Here is a 16,915-nt window from a genome sequence, read left to right as displayed (position 1 = left end):
CGGAATGAATACGGTGGATTGCCGGTCCGCGTGAAACTCCGGACCGGCAATCCAGCCAGCCGAAAATCGGCTGAAGCCGTGGCTAGGCCTGTGCGCCGGAGATGAAGCTCACGGCGTCACCGACGGTCTTGAGGTTCTTGACCTCTTCGTCCGGAATGCGCACGCCGAACTTCTCTTCAGCGTTGACCACAATGGTCATCATCGAGATGGAGTCGATGTCCAGGTCCTCGGTGAAGGACTTGTCCAGCTCCACAGCCTCAGGGGCCAGGCCGGTCTCTTCGTTGACGATTTCAGCCAAGCCGGCCAGGATCTCTTCGTTGCTAGCCATTGATGGCTCCTTTTCTTGTTATTGCCGGCAGGGGCTGCCGGAAACGGTGCAAACCGCGGGTGCGGCCTGTGTGGGGCGTTCTTTCCTAGGGGAGGACGATGACCTGGGCGCCGAAGACCAGACCGGCGCCGAAGCCGATTTGGAGCGCAAGTCCGCCGCTGAGCTCGGGGTTCTCCTGGAGCAGGCGGTGGGTGGCCAGGGGGATGGAGGCGGCCGAGGTGTTTCCGGCGTCAGCAATGTCGCGGGCAACGGTGACCGTTTCGGGCAACTGAAGCTTTTTCACCATTTCGTCGATGATGCGCATGTTGGCCTGGTGGGGGATGAAGGCCACCAGGTCCTCAGACCTGATTCCGGCGGCGTCCAGGGCCTGCTGGGCCACTTTCGCCATTTCCCATACTGCCCAGCGGAAGACGGTCTGCCCGTCCTGGCGGAGCGTGGGCCAGAGGTCCTGCGCGGCGGAAATGATCGCGAGGTCGTCGGATTCGTCCGCCTGGCGGGCGGAGGCGCTGAGGTCGCGGACGTCCAGCATGGAGCGTGTCATGCCGATCGCATCCCACTTGCTGCCGTCAGAGCCCCAAACGGAGGGACCGATGCCGGGAGTGTCAGAGGGGCCGATCACTACTGCGCCGGCTCCGTCGCCGAGCAGGAACGAAATGGTCCGCTCATGGTTGTCGATCACGTCGGAGAGCTTTTCGGCTCCCACCACCAGGACGTAGTTGGCCGCCCCGGAACGGACCAGCGCATCGCCCTGTGCGATTCCGTAGCAGTACCCTGCGCATGCCGCCGAGATATCGAAGGCGGGCGCCGGGGTGGCACCCAGGCGGTCGGCCAGGCTCGCGGCGGCCGACGGCGTGGCGTACGGGTGCGTAACAGTGGACACGATCACCGCGCCCAGCTGGGACGCCTCTATGCCGGCGTGCTGCAGGGCCTCACGCGCGGCGCCTTCTGCCATGTCGATGACGCTGACGTCGGCTGCCGCACGGTGCCGCGTGACAATGCCGGTGCGCTGGCGGATCCACTCATCGGAGGAATCGATCCACTGGCATACGTCGTCGTTGGTGACGATGATGTCCGGGCGGTAGGCACCAATTCCAAGGACCCGGGTGTTCTCGTTGACCGGGGCCTGTTTCAGTGTGGGAACGCTCATGCCTTTCCCTCCAATTCTGCGAAGAGTGCCAGGGCGGCAGAGAGGTCGTCCGGGGTTTTGACGGCGACTGTTTTGACGCCAGGCATCCCTCGCTTGGCAAGGCCGGCCAGGGTTCCGGCGGGGGCCAGTTCAATGACACCCGTGACGCCGCGCTCCACCAATGATTCCATGCACAGGTCCCAGCGGACGGGGCGGGATACCTGGGCGATCAGGCTGTCCACGGCGGCGTCGCCGTCGGTGACTTCGCGGCCGTCAAAGTTGGAGAGCAGGGGAACCTGCGGTTTCTGCGGCTTGAGCTCCGGCTTGAGGGCTTCCAGCGCGCTGACGGCGGGGGACATGTGGCTGGTGTGGAAGGCTCCGGCCACCTTGAGCGGAATGACGCGGGCTTTCGCCGGCGGGTTGTCAGCCAGGGACTGAAGCTGCTCAAAGGTTCCCGCGGCGACGGTCTGCCCAGCACCGTTGACATTGGCCGGGGTGGCCCCGGAGGCCTCGATTGCCGCGAGGACCTCCGCCGGGTCCCCGCCCACCACAGCACTCATGCCGGTGGGCGTCACAGCAGCGGCGGCGGCCATGCTGTTGGCACGCTCACGAACAAAGGTCATGGCTTCCTGCTCGGTAAGTACCCCCGCAAGTGCGGAAGCCGTGATCTCACCGACAGAGTGGCCGGCCAGGATTACGGGCAGCGAGCTGAGCTCGACGTCGAACAGCGAGCTGGCAGCAACCAGGCCTGCCGCGACAATCAGGGGCTGCGCCACCGCGGTGTCCTTGATGGTTTCCTCGTCAGAGGTGGTCCCATGAGCCGTCAGGTCGATGCCTGCGATCTCGCTGAGGGAGGCCAACTGGCCTGCTACCGAAGGAAGTTCCAGCCAAGGGGCCAGAAATCCGGGGGTCTGTGAGCCCTGTCCAGGGCAGACTATTGCAAGCACGTATCCAGCTTTCCAAATGACTGTGTGATCCAGCGGTGTTTCTCTGCACCAAGCTCAGGGGGTCAGGTTGTAGGAAGTCTACAACGAGTCAGCTCTGATTCCGCGCCGGATGACGCTCCACGGGAGCTTTCGGGGGTGCCGAAAGCCGGCCCACAACCAGCGCTGCCTGCAGCACAAACGCCTCGCGGGGAAGGAGCGGATCCCAGCCGGTGACGTCACAGACGCGCTTCAGGCGGTACCTGACGGTGTTGGCATGGACGAAGAGTTCGCGCGCAGTTGCCTCGAGGGAATGCCCCAGCTCAAGGTAGGTGCCGAGCGTTTCAACGAGCCCGTTCGAGGCCGCCACAAGCGGGCGGTAAATGTTCTTAACCAGGGAACGGCGGGCAGCTTCGTCGCCGGAGATAACGCGTTCGGGCAGAAGGTCGTCCGCTGCCACCGGCCGGGGAGCCGACGGCCAGGCCCGGGCAGCTGTCAGCCCGGCAAAAGCGGACTGGGCTGACCCACTGGCTTCCAGTAGCGAGCCTGCCTCCGGGCCGTAGACGACGGGACCGGGGGCGAACATCTCGCTGAGCTTCAGGTAGGCAGTTTCACGGTCCTGCACGCCGCCGAGGATCAGGATCAAGCGGTCACCCTGAATCCCCACCAAGGCGTCCTCGGCATAACGCCCGGCGGTGCGCCGCAGCTCGCTGACGTAGCTCGCGCTGGGCTCCGACGGCGAATTTCCCACCATAACGGTGAACCGTTCCTGGGCTTTCCAGCCAAGGGCGGCGATCCTGGAGCGCAGCGCGTCGGTGTTCTCCCCGCGGAGGATGGCGTCGACGATCAGTGCTTCAAGCCTCGTGTCCCATGACCCACGGGATTCTGCAGCCCTCGCGTAGACATCGGCTGCGGCGAAGGCCACTTCCCGGGAGTAGCGCAGTACAGCCTCCCGGAGCGAAGGCTGGTCGGCCTCAGGGGCGATGACAGGAACCTGGTCCTCAACCACCTCGACGACAATGCGGATCAGCTGGAGGGCTTTCTGCAGGCTAATGGACCGGGTCAGCTCTGTGGGAGCAGTGCCGAAGACATCTGTCAGGATCCACGACGGCGAGCTGGGGCGCTCATACCAGGTGACGAAGGCAGCGATGCCGTTCTGAGCCACCATGCCCAGCGCAGAGCGTTCGTCGGAGCTCAGCCGGCTGTACCACGGCAGTGATTTTTCCAGCTGGCGCAGGGTGGTGGTGGACAGTTGGCCCACACTCGCCCGCAGCTTTTTCAGGGTTTCGGATTTCTCCGGTGTCATGCTGCGCGAGGACGGCTTGCGCTTCGCAGACGGGGTGGTTGGCTCTGGCATTCTTCGAGCATACGGTGCCTGCTGTACAAGCTCCATTTTGTGCAAAGGCTACAACAGGACTTTACGGGGGCGTCACTTGATGGACGGGCGGAAGAAACGACGACGGCGGCCCCGCCTTTCGGAAGGGCCGCCGTCGTTGCTTTGGATCAGGGAGTCGTGGCCGGGACCGTCGTTACGACTCGCCGCCGGCGTTGCCGGTGGAACCGGCATTCACATTGTGCAGCCGGTACTTTTCGATGGCCTTGATCGGAGCCTGGGCGTCCACCTCGCCACGGCGTGCGAGCATCTCGAGGGAACGGACCACGATGGAGTGGATGTCGTTCTTGAAGAAGCGTCGCGCTGCGGCGCGGGTATCGGAGAACCCGAACCCGTCGGCACCGAGCGAAGCGAACTCGTTCGGCAGGAACTGGCGGATCTGGTCCGGAATGGCCTTCATGTAGTCCGAAACCGCCACGATGGGTCCGGTGGCGCCGGCCAGCTGCTGGGTGACGAACGGAACGCGTCCGGGCTGTCCGGGGTTGAGGAAGGCCTCTTCCTCTGCAGCCATGGCGTCGCGGCGCAGTTCGTTCCAGGACGTGACGGACCAGACGTCGGCTGAGACGCCCCAGTCGTCGGCGAGGAGCCGCTGGGCCTCGATAGCCCAAGGGACGGAGACGCCGGAAGCCAGGATCTGGGTCCGCGGGCCGTCGATCTTTGCCGGTGCCAGCAGGTAGATGCCCTTCAGGACACCTTCAACGTCCAGCTCGTCAGGTTCGGCGGGCTGGCTGATGGGCTCGTTGTAGACGGTGATGTAATACATCAGGTTCCGGTCCGTCGAGTCCGGTCCGTACATCCGTTCGATGCCGTCGCGGATGATGTGGCCCATTTCGTACCCGTACGCGGGGTCGTAGGTGACCACGGCCGGGTTCGTTGACGCAAGCAGCGGGGAGTGCCCGTCGGCGTGCTGCAGTCCTTCACCGGTGAGGGTGGTCCGTCCTGCGGTGGCGCCGATGATGAAGCCACGGGTCATCTGGTCCGCGGCTGCCCAGAAGGCATCACCGGTGCGCTGGAAGCCGAACATGGAATAGAACACGTACACCGGAACCAGCGGTACGCCATGGGTTGCGTACGCTGTGCCTGCGGCGGTGAATGCTGCCACAGCCCCGGCTTCGTTGATGCCCGGGTGGATGAGCTGTCCCTGCGCGGATTCCTTGTACGCCAGGACAAGGTCCCGGTCCACGGACAGGTAGTTCTGGCCCTTGGGGTTGTAGATCTTGGCCGTGGGGAAGAACGCGTCCATGCCGAAGGTCCGGGCTTCATCGGGAATGATCGGCGCGATGTGCTTGCCGAAGTTCTTGTCCCGCATCAGGTCCTTGAGCAGCCGGACGAATGCCATGGTGGTGGCGGCCTGCTGCTTGCCGGAACCGCGCTTGGCCACCTCGTACGTGCTCGCGTCCGGCAACGCGATCTCGGCGTGCTTGGAACGGCGTTCCGGCACGGCCCCGCCGAGGGCTGCGCGGCGTTCCATCATGTACTGGATCTCCGGCGCATCAGTACCCGGGTGGTAGTACGGCGGCTGGTACGGATCCTTCTCCAGCTGCTCGTCGGTGACAGGGATCCGCAGGTGGTCGCGGAACTTCTTCAGGTCATCCAGCGTAAGTTTCTTCATCTGGTGCGTGGCGTTGCGGCCCTCGAAGTGGGGACCGAGCCCGTAGCCCTTGACCGTTTTGGCCAGGATCACGGTTGGCTTGCCCTTGAACTCGGTGGCTGCCTTGTACGCCGCGTAGACCTTGCGGTAATCGTGGCCACCCCGCTTGAGGTTCCAGATCTGGTCGTCCGTCAGGTCTGCGACCATGTCCTTGGTCCGCGGAGTCCGGCCGAAGAAGTGCTCGCGGACGAACCCGCCCGATTCGGCCTTAAACGTCTGGTAGTCGCCGTCGGGCGTTTCGTTCATGATCTTCACGAGCGAGCCGTCGGTGTCCTTGGTGAGCAGGTCATCCCACTCCCGGCCCCAGACCACCTTGATGACGTTCCAGCCCGCGCCGCGGAAGAACGCCTCCAGTTCCTGCATGATCTTGCCGTTGCCGCGGACCGGGCCATCAAGGCGCTGGAGGTTGCAGTTGATCACGAAGTTGAGGTTGTCGAGGTTTTCGTTCGCGGCGAGCTGCAGCAGGCCGCGGGATTCGGGCTCGTCCATCTCGCCGTCGCCCAGGAAGGCCCAGACTTGCTGGTCCGAGGTATCTTTCAGGCCCCGGTTATGCAGGTACCGGTTGGACTGGGCCTGGTAAATGGCGTTCATGGGACCGATGCCCATGGACACAGTGGGGAATTCCCAGAAGTGCGGCATCAGCCGCGGGTGCGGGTAGGAGGACAGGGCATGGCCCTCCCGGGACTTTTCCTGCCGGAACCCGTCCAGGTCCTCCTCGGACAGGCGTCCTTCCATAAAGGCACGGGCGTACATGCCGGGGGAGGCGTGGCCCTGGAAGAAGACCTGGTCGCCGCCGCCGGGGTGGTCCTTGCCACGGAAGAAGTGGTTGAAGCCCACTTCATACAGTGTGGCGGCGCCGGCGTAGGTGGAGATGTGCCCGCCCACTCCGATGTTCGGGCGCTGGGACCGGTGCACCATCACGGCCGCGTTCCAGCGCATGTATGCCCGGTAGCGGCGCTCGAACTCCTCATTGCCCGGGAATTCGGCTTCCTGATCCACCGGGATGGTGTTCACGTAGTCCGTGGTGGTCACCATCGGCACCCCGACGCTCTGCGCGCCGGCGCGCTGCAACAGGCTCCGCATGATGTATTGGGCACGCTCGGTGCCCTGTTCCCTGATCAGTGAATCCAGGGACTCAACCCATTCGGCGGTCTCTTCCGGATCACGATCAGGCAGCTGGTTAGTCAACCCACTGAGGATATGGGAGGTATCTTCTCCTGCAGCCACGTCCAACCTCTCTTTGCGCGCATGCATCGGCGCCTCAGGCCGGGCAGGGTGGCTGTCCGGCGTAAATGCGACGTGTGCGACGTATCGGTTACAACAGCCCGGTCATGTGCGCCGGGCAGGGTCCTATCACGTCTATGTCTGCCTGAAGTTCCAGGGCGGTCGCCCCGCAGGCATAGTCGTCATGAGTCACTCTAACTCTGACCGCCGGGCGATGCGTAGCCGCGTCCTTGGCGCCCCTGTTGTATTTCGCCGTCATACTGGTTGTGTGACGAAAAGCCGCTGCGATGCGGGTTGCCAGTTCCGGATGTGACGCAGAATATGGCGGATCGCGGGGCGGGCAGCTTGAAGCGCAGGCACAAAGGGTGTTGGCTTGGAGTAATGGACATCACTATGCGCACTGCAGGTATTAGGCATTGGAGGAACACGTGAGCGAGGCCGACGCCGCCACTTCGGTAAATGTGGCGGAAAAATTGGGTTTCAAAAATGGGGATCTGATTCAGGAGTTCGGTTACGACGATGACGTCGATTTCGACTTACGTGACGATATTGAGGACCTCACGGGATCCGAACTCCTTGATGAGGACGACCACGACGTCGTAGACGCCGCCATCCTGTGGTGGCGGGCCGACGACGGCGACCTCGTGGATACGCTCGTGGAACCCCTGACCACCCTGCGAGAGGGCGGCGTCATCTGGGTCCTCACGCCAAAGTCCGGACGGCCAGGCTACGTGTCGCCGGCGGACATCCAGGACGCAGCCCCTACGGCCGGTCTTCACGTCACCACGTCGGCGGGTGTCTCCAAGGATTGGAGCGCAACGCGGTTGGTGCTCCGGAAGAACAAGTGACAGCATCCCTTGCCGGGACGGATGCCGGCCCCGAGGCCGTCCCTGCGATCGGTGCGGCCGCGCCTGACTTTGAGCTTCCCAACCAGTTCGGTGAGCCTGTCAGGCTGTCATCGTTCCGTGGGAAAAACGTGGTGCTGGTTTTCTACCCCTTCGCGTTCTCCGGCATTTGCACGGGTGAACTGTGTGAAATCCGGGACAACCTTGCCTCGTTCGAGGACAGCAATGCCATAGTCCTCGCCATCTCGGTGGACAGTAAGTTCAGTCTGAGGGCTTATGCGGAGAAGGAAGGATACGGCTTCGACCTGCTGGCAGACTTTTGGCCGCACGGGGCCGTGGCCGATGCCTATGGCGTCTTCGACCAGCAGAGCGGAATGGCGCGGCGGGGGACTTTCATCATCGACCCTGCCGGAATCATCCGGTACGTCGTGGTTAATCCACGCGGCCAGGCCCGTGAGCTGGCTGAGTACCGGGAAGCTTTGGCGGGCCTGGCCCAGGCCTGATTTCCCATGGATCAGCAGCGGCGCGGGATCGGCCTGACAGGCTTCGCCAGTATGCCGGTCCTGCAGCCCACGGCTCTCTCATCAGAAGACGTCCGGGTCCTTGGCAGTATCCGCGAACTTCTGGCGGGAAGGCGGCTGGCGCTCCTGACCGGTGCGGGCCTGAGTACAGATTCGGGGATCCCGGACTACCGCGGCCCCGGCGCGCCGGTGCGGTCACCCATGACTTACCAGGAGTTCATCCGCGACGCCGCCAATCGGCAGCGTTATTGGGCGCGGAACCACATCGGCTGGTCCCACCTGCGGCATGCAGATCCCAACCAGGGGCACCATGCAGCTGCAGAAATGGAGCGGCGGGGACTGCTCACCGGTTTGATTACACAGAATGTGGACAGGCTGCACGAGGATGCCGGCAGCTTCAACGTCGTGGACCTGCATGGGCGCTATGACCAGGTGGTGTGCCTGGACTGCGGGCGCAAGTATTCGCGGCGCCTCCTGGCCGCGGTGTTGGAGGAGCTCAACCCGGGCTTCCTGGAAAAGGCCACCGAATCCGGCCTCGTCGAGATGGCTCCCGATGCAGACGCCACGATGGACGACCAGGCCCTGATCAGCAGCTTTGTGGTAGCTGTCTGCCTGGCCTGCGGCGGAACCCTAAAACCGGATTTTGTGTATTTCGGCGAGAACGTCCCCAAGGAACGGGTGGAGCGGTCCTACTCCATGGTGGACGAGGCCGGCGCCCTCTTGGTGGCAGGATCTTCCCTCTCCGTGATGAGTGGACTGAGGTTCGTCCGGCACGCGTCCAAGAGCGGGAAGCCGGTGGTCATTATCAACCGGGGGCCAACCCGTGGGGATGAGTTGGCCACGATCAAACTTGTTGCCGGGGTCAGCGAATCACTGACGTGGCTTGCGGCCGAGCTGCCCCCGCTGTAAACCCTGCCCCGCTGTAAACCCTGCCCAACCGGCCACCGATTGGCTTTTGGCCACGAAGGTCAGGTAGAGTCTATGTTCGTTGGTTGAAGCGCGCAGGCGCGTAAAGCAACTCTTTTGGGTCTTTAGCTCAGCTGGTAGAGCGCCACGTTTACACCGTGGATGTCATCGGTTCGATCCCGGTAGGACCCACCAAACGAAACCCCGCGGTTCCAGGTTTTTGGCCTGGAGCGGCGGGGTTTTTTCGTCCCGCATGGACCGTACGGCCTTATCCGGCGTCCCCTATGGGCCCGCAACTCTGGCTGTCGGTGGCTGCCCCTACTCTTTCCCCATGGAACATGTGCTCTTAAAAAACGTGAAGGGGAAGCCGACGGCGGTGGTTGCCGGCGGCAGGGAGTGGACAGTTGGTGCCGAACCGGTCAGATGGTTTGAACGGGTCAGCTGGTGGGAGGGCCAGCGCCGCATGCCCAGGGGGCTCAGCCGGATGGACGTGGAGGTTCTGCAGTTACAGGTTCGGCTGGGAAGCAATGAGAATTCGGCCCTGACCACCATGCTGCTCGAACGGGACGGCCTGGGCGGTGGCTGGATGCTGAGGGAATCCATTGCTGATGCCGCCTGATTCTCCGGCACTGCCAGATTCTCCGGCACTGCCAGATTCTCCGGCACTGCCAGATTATCCGGACCTGCCCGGGTTCCCTCCGGCTGGTCATCCGGGCATTGGAAAACCCTCCACCGCGACTATTGGGGGATGCCGCGGTGGAGGGTCTGAAATGAATATACCGTGAACTTCGGGAAACAAAAAACTTCTTCTGATCATGTCGGTGATGTTGCGCCGATGTTGCGCCGGTTTCCCGCTTGATCCCGGAGCGGAACGTCACCTAAGCCATTAGGATGGTTATTGTTCAGCTGAATGAACAAGCGCCTCCCGCAATGATGCCGATTAAGGAGAATCATGGCCGATTCCCGTACCACCCGCACCTCCGAGGGATTGGGCAGCGCCTCACCCGCGCCGGCTGTCACACGTGCCGCGGCCGTGCTGGAGGCCCTTGCGGCGTCTCCCAGCGGGAGCCTGACGCTGAGTGATCTTGCCAGGGAGCTGGGGATCCCTAAATCATCGACGTCAAATCTTCTCCTGGCGCTGGAAGAGGCCCGCCTGATCAACCGCCAGGGAGCGGACTTCACGCTGGGCCGCAAGCTTGTGGAGCTCGGCGCTGCCTATCTCAGCAGGCTCGATGAGGTGCAGGAGTTCTACCGATATTGTGAACAGGCTCCCACTCTCTCTGGAGAGACAGTCAGGATAGCCATGCTTGACGGAACCAACGTGATCTACCTGGCGCGGTATGAGGGCCATCCGGCCGTTCGGCTGACGTCCAACATCGGGGACAAAATGCCGGTCTCGCTCTGTGCCGTGGGCAAGGTCCTGATCGCGCGCCTCCATGAGCACGATATTGATGCGCTGTTTCCTGACGATGCCGAACTGCCGGTGCTGACGCCCAAGTCGCTGCGCACAGGTGCAGAACTCAAAGCGGAGCTGCAGACTATCCGCGAACAGGGCTACGCGTTTGAGGACGAGGAATCCACGACGGGCGTGGTGTGTTTGGCAGTAGCCGTGCCCACCCACGGGGCGCACGGACCAAGCCTTGGGCTCTCAGTCACTGCGCTCAAGGCAACCTACTCCGACGAGCAGGGCGCCAGCATGGTCAAGGAGCTCAAGGAACTGGCCCGGTCGCTGGGCAATCCCATGGGCTGACGCTGCCCTTCGCCGTGTAACAAGCGGGGACTGCAAAGATTTTCCTTGCACCGTGTTCAACTTGCTGTACTCTGTTCAACATAGTGATCCACCCAACAGGTGTCGTTGCTATCCCACCAGGCCAACGGGGGCCTGGGAGTGTTTGAGGGAGTTCTTTGTGACAACTCGTACTAAATCACCGCAGCCTGACCTGGACGGCGCCGTCGTCGAACCGGAGCAGCTGCGAAGGGCAACTCTTGCCAGCTCGGTAGGCTCCGCGCTTGAGTACTACGACTTCTATATCTATGGCCTGGCGTCCGCTCTCATCTTTGGTCCGCTTTTCTTTTCGCCCCTGGGTGAAAGCGGTGCCGTTATTGCGTCCTTCGCCACCTACGGTGTGGGCTTTGCCGCCAGGCCGTTCGGTGGTGTGGTGTTCGGCTACATCGGAGACCGCTTCGGCCGGAAGATGGTGCTGATCCTCACCATCGGCCTCATGGGAATGGCAAGTTGCGCCATCGGCCTCCTGCCCACCTTTGAGCAGGCAGGGATGCTCGGCGCCGTACTGCTGGTCGCCTTGCGCATCCTCCAGGGGCTGGGCGCCGGCGCCGAGCAGGCAGGCGCCACCACCCTGATCTCCGAGGTGGCCCCGCGCCGCCGTCGTGGTTTCTTTGCTGCCCTGCCTTTTGTCGGCATCCAGCTCGGAACCCTGCTCGGGGCCGGGACCTTCGCCCTGATGGCACTTGCCGACAAGGAAGTCCTGCAGGGCTGGCTCTGGCGGGTGCCCTTCCTGGCCAGCGTCATCCTGATCGTCATCGCCGTCTTTATCCGGCTCCGGCTCAAGGAGACTCCCGTCTTCCAGGAGCTGGAGAAGCATAAGGCCGTGGTCAAAAACCCGGTCGGCCAGATCTGGAAGCACTCCAAGAAGAACGTGCTCATCGGCATCGGCCTGCGGATGGGCGAGAACGGAAACTCCTCGATCTACTCCGCGCTCCTGGTCTCCTTTATCAGCCTGCCGGCCGGCATCTTTCCGGGCGACAAGTTCATTGGCCCCACGGGCCTCCTGATTGCCGCCGGCTGCGCAGCCGTCATGGTTGTCACGTTCGGTGCACTTTCCGACCGGTTTGGCAGGGTCCCTGTCTACCGCTATGGCGCACTTTTCCAGGCCGTCATTGCACTCCCGGCGTTCTACCTGGTCACGCTGGGCAACGTCACCCTGGTGTGGGCCGTTATGGTGGTGGGTATCGCACTCGGCGTGCAGTCAATGCTCGGCCCGCAGTGTGCCCTCTTGCCTGAACTCTTTGGCTCGCAGCACCGGTTCACCGGCGTGGCCCTGAGCCGCGAACTCTCGGCTGTTCTCGCCGGCGGCTTCGCGCCGATGATCGGTGTGGCCCTGCTGGCTGCCACCAACCACTCGTGGCTGGTGCCGGCGCTGTACTCCCTGGTCCTGGCGTCGATTTCCTTCGCCACCACGTTCTTTACTCCAGAGACCAATGGCCGCGACCTTGTCCTCGTGGAGGATGCACGATAGCCGCAGCTCCCTCCCTGAAGGCGGCCTCCCGGGATCCCGGGAGGCCGCCTTTGTGTCTGCACTGCCGCTGGTTGCCTGCCTGGTCCCTTTGGGGCACAGGTCCTTTGCAGCACAGGTCCTTTGGAGCACAGGTCCTTGGGGCACAGATTACTCGGCAAAGAAAAGGTGGGCACAGCAAAAGCCCCGGCCAGGGTTCCTGTTTCCGGAAACCTGGCCGGGGCTCTGTGCCCAGGGGCTCTATAGCGCTCTGTCCCAGTGGGGCGCAGGCTGCTAGTAGAAGTGAACAGTATCCACGAGGTGGGGAAGGTCCCCGCCGTCGAGGAAAATCCTCAGGTTGCCGCAGAAGCGTTCTGCGATCAGGCGGTTCTCGGCTGCGCTGAGGGCAGAGGTGTGGGGAGAGACCATGACCCTGGGGTGGTTCCACAGCGGGCTGTCCTGGGGGAGGGGCTCTATGGCGAAAACGTCCAGGCACGCGTAGGAGACCTGGCCGTTGTCCAGCGCTTCCAGCAGGGCGCTTTCGTCCACCACTGTGCCGCGGCCGACGTTGACAAAGACCGTCCCGGGCTTCATGGCAGCAAAGACCTCCCGATTAAAGAGGCCTTCCGTAAATTCCGTGCCGGGCAGCGTATTAACTACAGCGTCGGCAGAGGAAAGCAGCCCGGCGAGGCCATCATTGCCGGCAACCTGCTCAATTCCCTCGATCGCTTCCACGCTGCGTTTGGTGCCGCTGACCTTCATGCCCAGTACACGGGCAATCCGCGCCGTTTCAAGGCCGATTTCGCCGAGGCCTGTCACCACCAGGGTGGAACCATTCACCAGCCGCGTGGGGGTGCGCAGCTCCGGCCATACTTTTGCGGACTGATCCTGGGCCAGCTCCGCGCTGCGCTTGAAGCCATTGAGGATTCCCAGCGCGGCAAACTCAGCAAGGGGCAGGGCATGGACGCCGGCCGATGTGGTCACCTTGAACTTCTGCAGGGTTTCCTGGTCCAGGCCGGAGGCCTTGACGGCGCCGCCGGCACCGGCGGCCATGGCGTGGACCCACTGCAGCTGCGGGTTCTCACGGGCAATCCGTGCCAGGCCGGCAGGGCTTTCGTTGGGCAGCCCATACAGCACCTGGGCCTGGTTGAGCATGGCCCAGTAGCGTTCCTCCTGCTCAGGAGTGCGCTTGAAGTCGGGATCCCCGGAGTGGTCTGCCGGAAAGCGTTCCGGGGGCAGGAGCTCCGAATCGTAGAGAACAGTAATGGAAGGGTCTACGGCGCGGATGCGGTCCACCAGCTCTGCTTCGAGCGGGACGGCGACTGCGACGGTTGTCGTAAGCGTCATGTGTTCATCATACTGAATAGCGGCAAGAATACTGAACACATTTGTTTACGTTAAGTGGGGCGACGAACCGGGATGAACACCCGGGGCTGGTCTGTCCAGGTTCCCGACATCCTTGTCATGGTCCGTCGCATTATCCGCTCCGAGGCTTCCCTGGCCGCAGCGGCGTCCCCGGCGGCCACCGCCTCCGCCAGATCAACGTGCCATTGCAGCGCCGCCTCGTGTGGATGATCCGGCATGAGGCCATGGACTGTCCGGCCGGTCAGCGTCTCGGCCACCTGTCCCATCAGGTTGGCAAACATCTCGTTGCCTGATCCGGACAGGAGGACCGAGTGGAAGGCGATGTCGAGTTCCAGGAAGCGTGGCACATCCCCGGCGAGGCCGGCGTCGCGCATGTCATGGGCAATGTCCACCAGCTCCCGGCGGAGGCGCTCCGGCGCATTGAGGGCGGCCAGCTCAGCGGCAGCCGGTTCGACGGCGGAGCGGAGCTCGGCCAGTGAACGCAGCTGGGCTCCCCTTGCGTCACTCGAGAGCCGCCAGCGGATCACCTGCGCATCAAAGGGGTTCCAACTGCTTGACGGCAGGACCCTGATGCCCACGCGTTTGGTGGTTTCAACCAGCCCCAGGGACTGCAGCACGCGCACTGCCTCGCGGATGACCGAGCGGGAAACCTTCAGTTCGTCTTCAAGCTGTTCCGCCAGCATCACGTGTCCGGTGGGAAGGTCACCGGCGACGATCCGGGTGCCAAGGTTCTCGATGGCACGGTGGTGGAGGCTGCTTGACATGAAGATAAGCCTAGTGCGCCTCCGGGCCCCGAGCCTCACGCATGTGCAAGCGGGGGCTTTTGTTCCGGCCGGCGGCCTACACTGGCTGGCACTGGCGTTCCATAAAGTGGGCGCCGCTTTTCTGGAAGGCTCCGAATATATATGCTTTATTCGGATCCCTTGGTTCGTAACTGCCGCTCCGCCGCCAACGCGGGGCCAACTGCACATCCCATTGCACGGAAATGAATTGGAGTTTTTGATGTCAGCACACATCGGTGTCACCGGCCTTGCGGTGATGGGGGCCAACCTGGCCCGCAACCTGGCCCGGAACGGCTTCACCGTCGCCCTGCACAACAGGTCGGTAGAGAAGACTGATGCACTGCTCGAGAAGCACGGCACGGACGGCGACTTCGTCCGGACCGAAACCCTTGAGGAACTGGTTAATTCCCTGGAGAAGCCCCGCCGCGTGCTGATCATGGTCAAGGCCGGCAAGCCGGTTGACTCCGTGATTGAGCAGCTTGAGCCCCTCCTTGAAGCAGGCGACATCATTATCGACGCAGGCAACTCGCACTATGAGGACACCCGTCGCCGCGAAGCAGCACTGGCCAAGAAGGACCTGCACTTCGTGGGCGTCGGAGTTTCCGGTGGCGAAGAAGGCGCCCTGAACGGACCGTCCATCATGCCCGGCGGCTCCAAGGAGTCCTACGACGCACTCGGCCCGCTGCTCGAAAAGATCGCCGCCAAGGTGGACGGCGAGCCCTGCTGTGCCTGGGTGGGCACCGATGGCGCCGGCCACTTCGTCAAGATGGTCCACAACGGCATCGAATACGCCGACATGCAGGTCATCGGTGAGGCATTCGACCTCCTGCGCTCAGGCGCCGGCATCGAGCCGGCCGAACAGGCCAAGATCTTCACCGAGTGGAACAAGGGCGACCTGTCCTCCTTCCTGATCGAGATCTCCGCCGAGGTCCTGGGCCACGTTGACGCCAAGACCGGCAAGCCCTTCGTCGACGTCGTAGTTGACGCCGCCGGCCAGAAGGGTACCGGACGCTGGACGGTCATCTCAGCCCTGGAGCTCGGTTCCCCGGTCTCCGGGATCGCGGAGTCCGTTTTCGCCCGAGGCCTCTCTTCCCAGGCTGAACAGCGCAGGCTCGGACAGGAGCTGCTGGCCGGCGAGGAAATCAACGTCGAGGTTCCGGAAACCTTCGTTGAAGACGTTCGCCAGGCACTGTACGCCTCCAAGCTTGTCTCCTACGCCCAGGGCATGGACATGCTGACGTCCTCTGCCAAGGAGTACGGCTGGGACCTCAAGCTGGACGAGATCGCCTCCCTTTGGCGCGCAGGCTGCATCATCCGCGCTGAACTGCTTAAGGACATCACCAAGGCATACGCCGCTGCCGAAAAGCCCGCTAACCTGCTGTTTGCGCCAGCCTTCACCAAGGCCATTGCCGAGGCACTGCCGGCCTGGCGCCGCGTGGTGGCCACCGCAGTGCAGCTGGGCATCCCGGTGCCGGTGTTCTCCTCCTCGCTCGCGTACTACGACGGCCTGCGCCGCAAGCGCGTCGCCGCCGCCCTGATCCAGGGTCAGCGGGACCTCTTCGGAGCCCACACCTACGGCCGTGTTGACGCCGAGGGCACGTTCCACACCCTGTGGGGCGAGGACAAGTCCGAGATCGAAGCCGTGGACACGCACTAACGTCAGGACGCTTCCTTTAGCATCGGGCTGCACCACCGGCGGCCGGCACCTCACAGATATTCTGGGAGCTGCCGGCCGTTTGTGTTCCCGGTCAGCGTAGTGTCAGTCCATCGAGGGAGTCCAGCATGCCAGGCCCAGTAGCGTTCATCACCGGAGCATCCGCCGGCATCGGGTTCGAAGCGGCAAAGAAGCTCAACAGCCGCGGATTTGTGGTCTACGCCGGGGCGCGCCGGGTGGACCGGATGGAACCGCTCACGGCGATCGGCGTCCACGTCCTTCCCCTCGACGTGACGGACGAGCATTCCATGAGGGCCGCCGTCGGCCGGGTCCTGGAAGAACGGGGCCGCATCGACGTCCTCGTTAATAATGCCGGCTACGGCTCCTTCGGGGCGCTGGAAGAAGTTGACCTGGCCGAAGGCCGCCGCCAGTTCGACGTCAACGTCTTTGGACTCGCCAGGATGACCCAGCTGGTCCTGCCCGCCATGCGCAAAGCAGGACGGGGAAGGATCATCAACGTCTCATCCATCGGCGGTAAATTCTATGAACCCCTTGGCTCCTGGTACCACGCCACCAAGTTTGCAGTCGAAGGGATGAGCGATGCCCTGCGGCTCGAACTGAAGCCCCACGGCATCACGGTGTCCATCATCGAGCCGGCCAGTACCCAGACAGAATGGGGAAGGATTTCCGCTGAAGGCCTGCTCGCCACCAGCGCGGATGGACCTTACGGCGCCCAGGCCCGGCGCATGGCCGCCGTCCTGGCCTCGACCGACAGGCCGGGCACATCAACGCCGCCGGACGTGATCGCGGAGGCGGTGGTGCGTGCCGCGGAATCCAGCCGGCCGCGGACGCGTTATCCGGTGGGCAGGGGTGCCAGCACCATTCTTGGCCTCAGGCGGCTCCTGCCGGACCGGCTTTACGATGCGCTGGTTATGGCAGTGCTGAAACGGGTGGCGGGCTAGCG

General features: G+C 63.5%; 15 protein-coding genes and 1 tRNA gene. 9 read left to right on the top strand and 7 right to left on the bottom strand.

All coding sequences use genetic code 11. The features are described from left to right. Positions 1 to 82: 82 nt before the first annotated feature. From M1E17_RS14460 to aceE, 5 genes are all read right to left on the bottom strand, one after another. Complete coding sequence (locus M1E17_RS14460; RefSeq protein WP_056335424.1) at positions 83 to 328, bottom strand: acyl carrier protein; 246 nt, start codon at positions 326 to 328, stop codon at positions 83 to 85. 85 nt (positions 329 to 413) lie between these two features. Next, positions 414 to 1,475, bottom strand: a complete 1,062-nt coding sequence (locus M1E17_RS14455) for a beta-ketoacyl-ACP synthase III (RefSeq protein WP_457962692.1) — start codon at positions 1,473 to 1,475, stop codon at positions 414 to 416. Continuing rightward, positions 1,472 to 2,401 carry an ACP S-malonyltransferase gene (locus M1E17_RS14450; RefSeq protein WP_457962691.1) on the bottom strand — a complete coding sequence of 310 codons (930 nt, stop codon included), beginning with the start codon at positions 2,399 to 2,401 and terminating at the stop codon, positions 1,472 to 1,474. Before M1E17_RS14450 ends, M1E17_RS14455 begins: the two co-directional genes overlap by 4 nt. 88 nt (positions 2,402 to 2,489) lie before the next feature. Then, on the bottom strand, positions 2,490 to 3,734 hold the full coding sequence (locus M1E17_RS14445; RefSeq protein WP_457962690.1) for a PucR family transcriptional regulator: 1,245 nt from the start codon (positions 3,732 to 3,734) through the stop codon (positions 2,490 to 2,492). A gap of 172 nt (positions 3,735 to 3,906) precedes the next feature. Continuing rightward, the gene (aceE, locus tag M1E17_RS14440) at positions 3,907 to 6,675 is read right to left on the bottom strand and encodes a pyruvate dehydrogenase (acetyl-transferring), homodimeric type (RefSeq protein WP_457962689.1); all 2,769 of its coding nucleotides are present in this window, start codon (positions 6,673 to 6,675) and stop codon (positions 3,907 to 3,909) included. Between the two features lie 398 nt (positions 6,676 to 7,073). Here aceE and M1E17_RS14435 point away from each other — a divergent pair, with 398 nt between their 5' ends. From M1E17_RS14435 to M1E17_RS14405, 7 genes are all read left to right on the top strand, one after another. Beyond that, complete coding sequence (locus M1E17_RS14435) at positions 7,074 to 7,493, top strand: DUF3052 domain-containing protein (RefSeq protein WP_457962688.1); 420 nt, start codon at positions 7,074 to 7,076, stop codon at positions 7,491 to 7,493. Then, positions 7,490 to 7,993, top strand: a complete 504-nt coding sequence (locus M1E17_RS14430; RefSeq protein WP_457962687.1) for a peroxiredoxin — start codon at positions 7,490 to 7,492, stop codon at positions 7,991 to 7,993. Before M1E17_RS14435 ends, M1E17_RS14430 begins: the two co-directional genes overlap by 4 nt. A 6-nt stretch (positions 7,994 to 7,999) precedes the next feature. Continuing rightward, positions 8,000 to 8,920 carry an NAD-dependent protein deacetylase gene (locus M1E17_RS14425; RefSeq protein ID WP_457962686.1) on the top strand — a complete coding sequence of 307 codons (921 nt, stop codon included), beginning with the start codon at positions 8,000 to 8,002 and terminating at the stop codon, positions 8,918 to 8,920. Between the two features lie 116 nt (positions 8,921 to 9,036). After that, a tRNA-Val gene (locus tag M1E17_RS14420) sits at positions 9,037 to 9,112 on the top strand. A gap of 136 nt (positions 9,113 to 9,248) precedes the next feature. Next, positions 9,249 to 9,536 (top strand): hypothetical protein, encoded by a 288-nt coding sequence (locus tag M1E17_RS14415; protein ID WP_457962685.1) that lies wholly within the window; start codon positions 9,249 to 9,251, stop codon positions 9,534 to 9,536. Positions 9,537 to 9,869: 333 nt separating this feature from the next. Further along, on the top strand, positions 9,870 to 10,667 hold the full coding sequence (locus M1E17_RS14410) for an IclR family transcriptional regulator (RefSeq protein ID WP_457962684.1): 798 nt from the start codon (positions 9,870 to 9,872) through the stop codon (positions 10,665 to 10,667). A gap of 157 nt (positions 10,668 to 10,824) precedes the next feature. Then, on the top strand, positions 10,825 to 12,174 hold the full coding sequence (locus M1E17_RS14405; RefSeq protein WP_457962683.1) for an MFS transporter: 1,350 nt from the start codon (positions 10,825 to 10,827) through the stop codon (positions 12,172 to 12,174). 270 nt (positions 12,175 to 12,444) lie between these two features. Here M1E17_RS14405 and M1E17_RS14400 read toward each other — a convergent pair whose 3' ends face one another. Beyond that, the gene (locus M1E17_RS14400; protein WP_457962682.1) at positions 12,445 to 13,497 is read right to left on the bottom strand and encodes a D-2-hydroxyacid dehydrogenase; all 1,053 of its coding nucleotides are present in this window, start codon (positions 13,495 to 13,497) and stop codon (positions 12,445 to 12,447) included. 50 nt (positions 13,498 to 13,547) lie between these two features. Next, positions 13,548 to 14,279, bottom strand: coding sequence for a FadR/GntR family transcriptional regulator (locus tag M1E17_RS14395; RefSeq protein WP_457962681.1), 732 nt, complete (start codon positions 14,277 to 14,279; stop codon positions 13,548 to 13,550). 238 nt (positions 14,280 to 14,517) lie between these two features. Between M1E17_RS14395 and gndA the strand changes: the two genes are divergently transcribed. Both gndA and M1E17_RS14385 read left to right on the top strand, forming a co-directional pair. Then, positions 14,518 to 15,954: an NADP-dependent phosphogluconate dehydrogenase gene (gndA, locus tag M1E17_RS14390; protein ID WP_267275416.1), complete on the top strand. Its 1,437-nt coding sequence runs from the start codon at positions 14,518 to 14,520 to the stop codon at positions 15,952 to 15,954. Positions 15,955 to 16,079: 125 nt separating this feature from the next. Beyond that, positions 16,080 to 16,913 carry an oxidoreductase gene (locus M1E17_RS14385; protein WP_457962680.1) on the top strand — a complete coding sequence of 278 codons (834 nt, stop codon included), beginning with the start codon at positions 16,080 to 16,082 and terminating at the stop codon, positions 16,911 to 16,913. Positions 16,914 to 16,915 lie beyond the last annotated feature (2 nt).

The organism is Arthrobacter sp. D1-29 (assembly GCF_054130585.1).
This window is presented reverse-complemented; position numbering and strand designations above follow the sequence as displayed.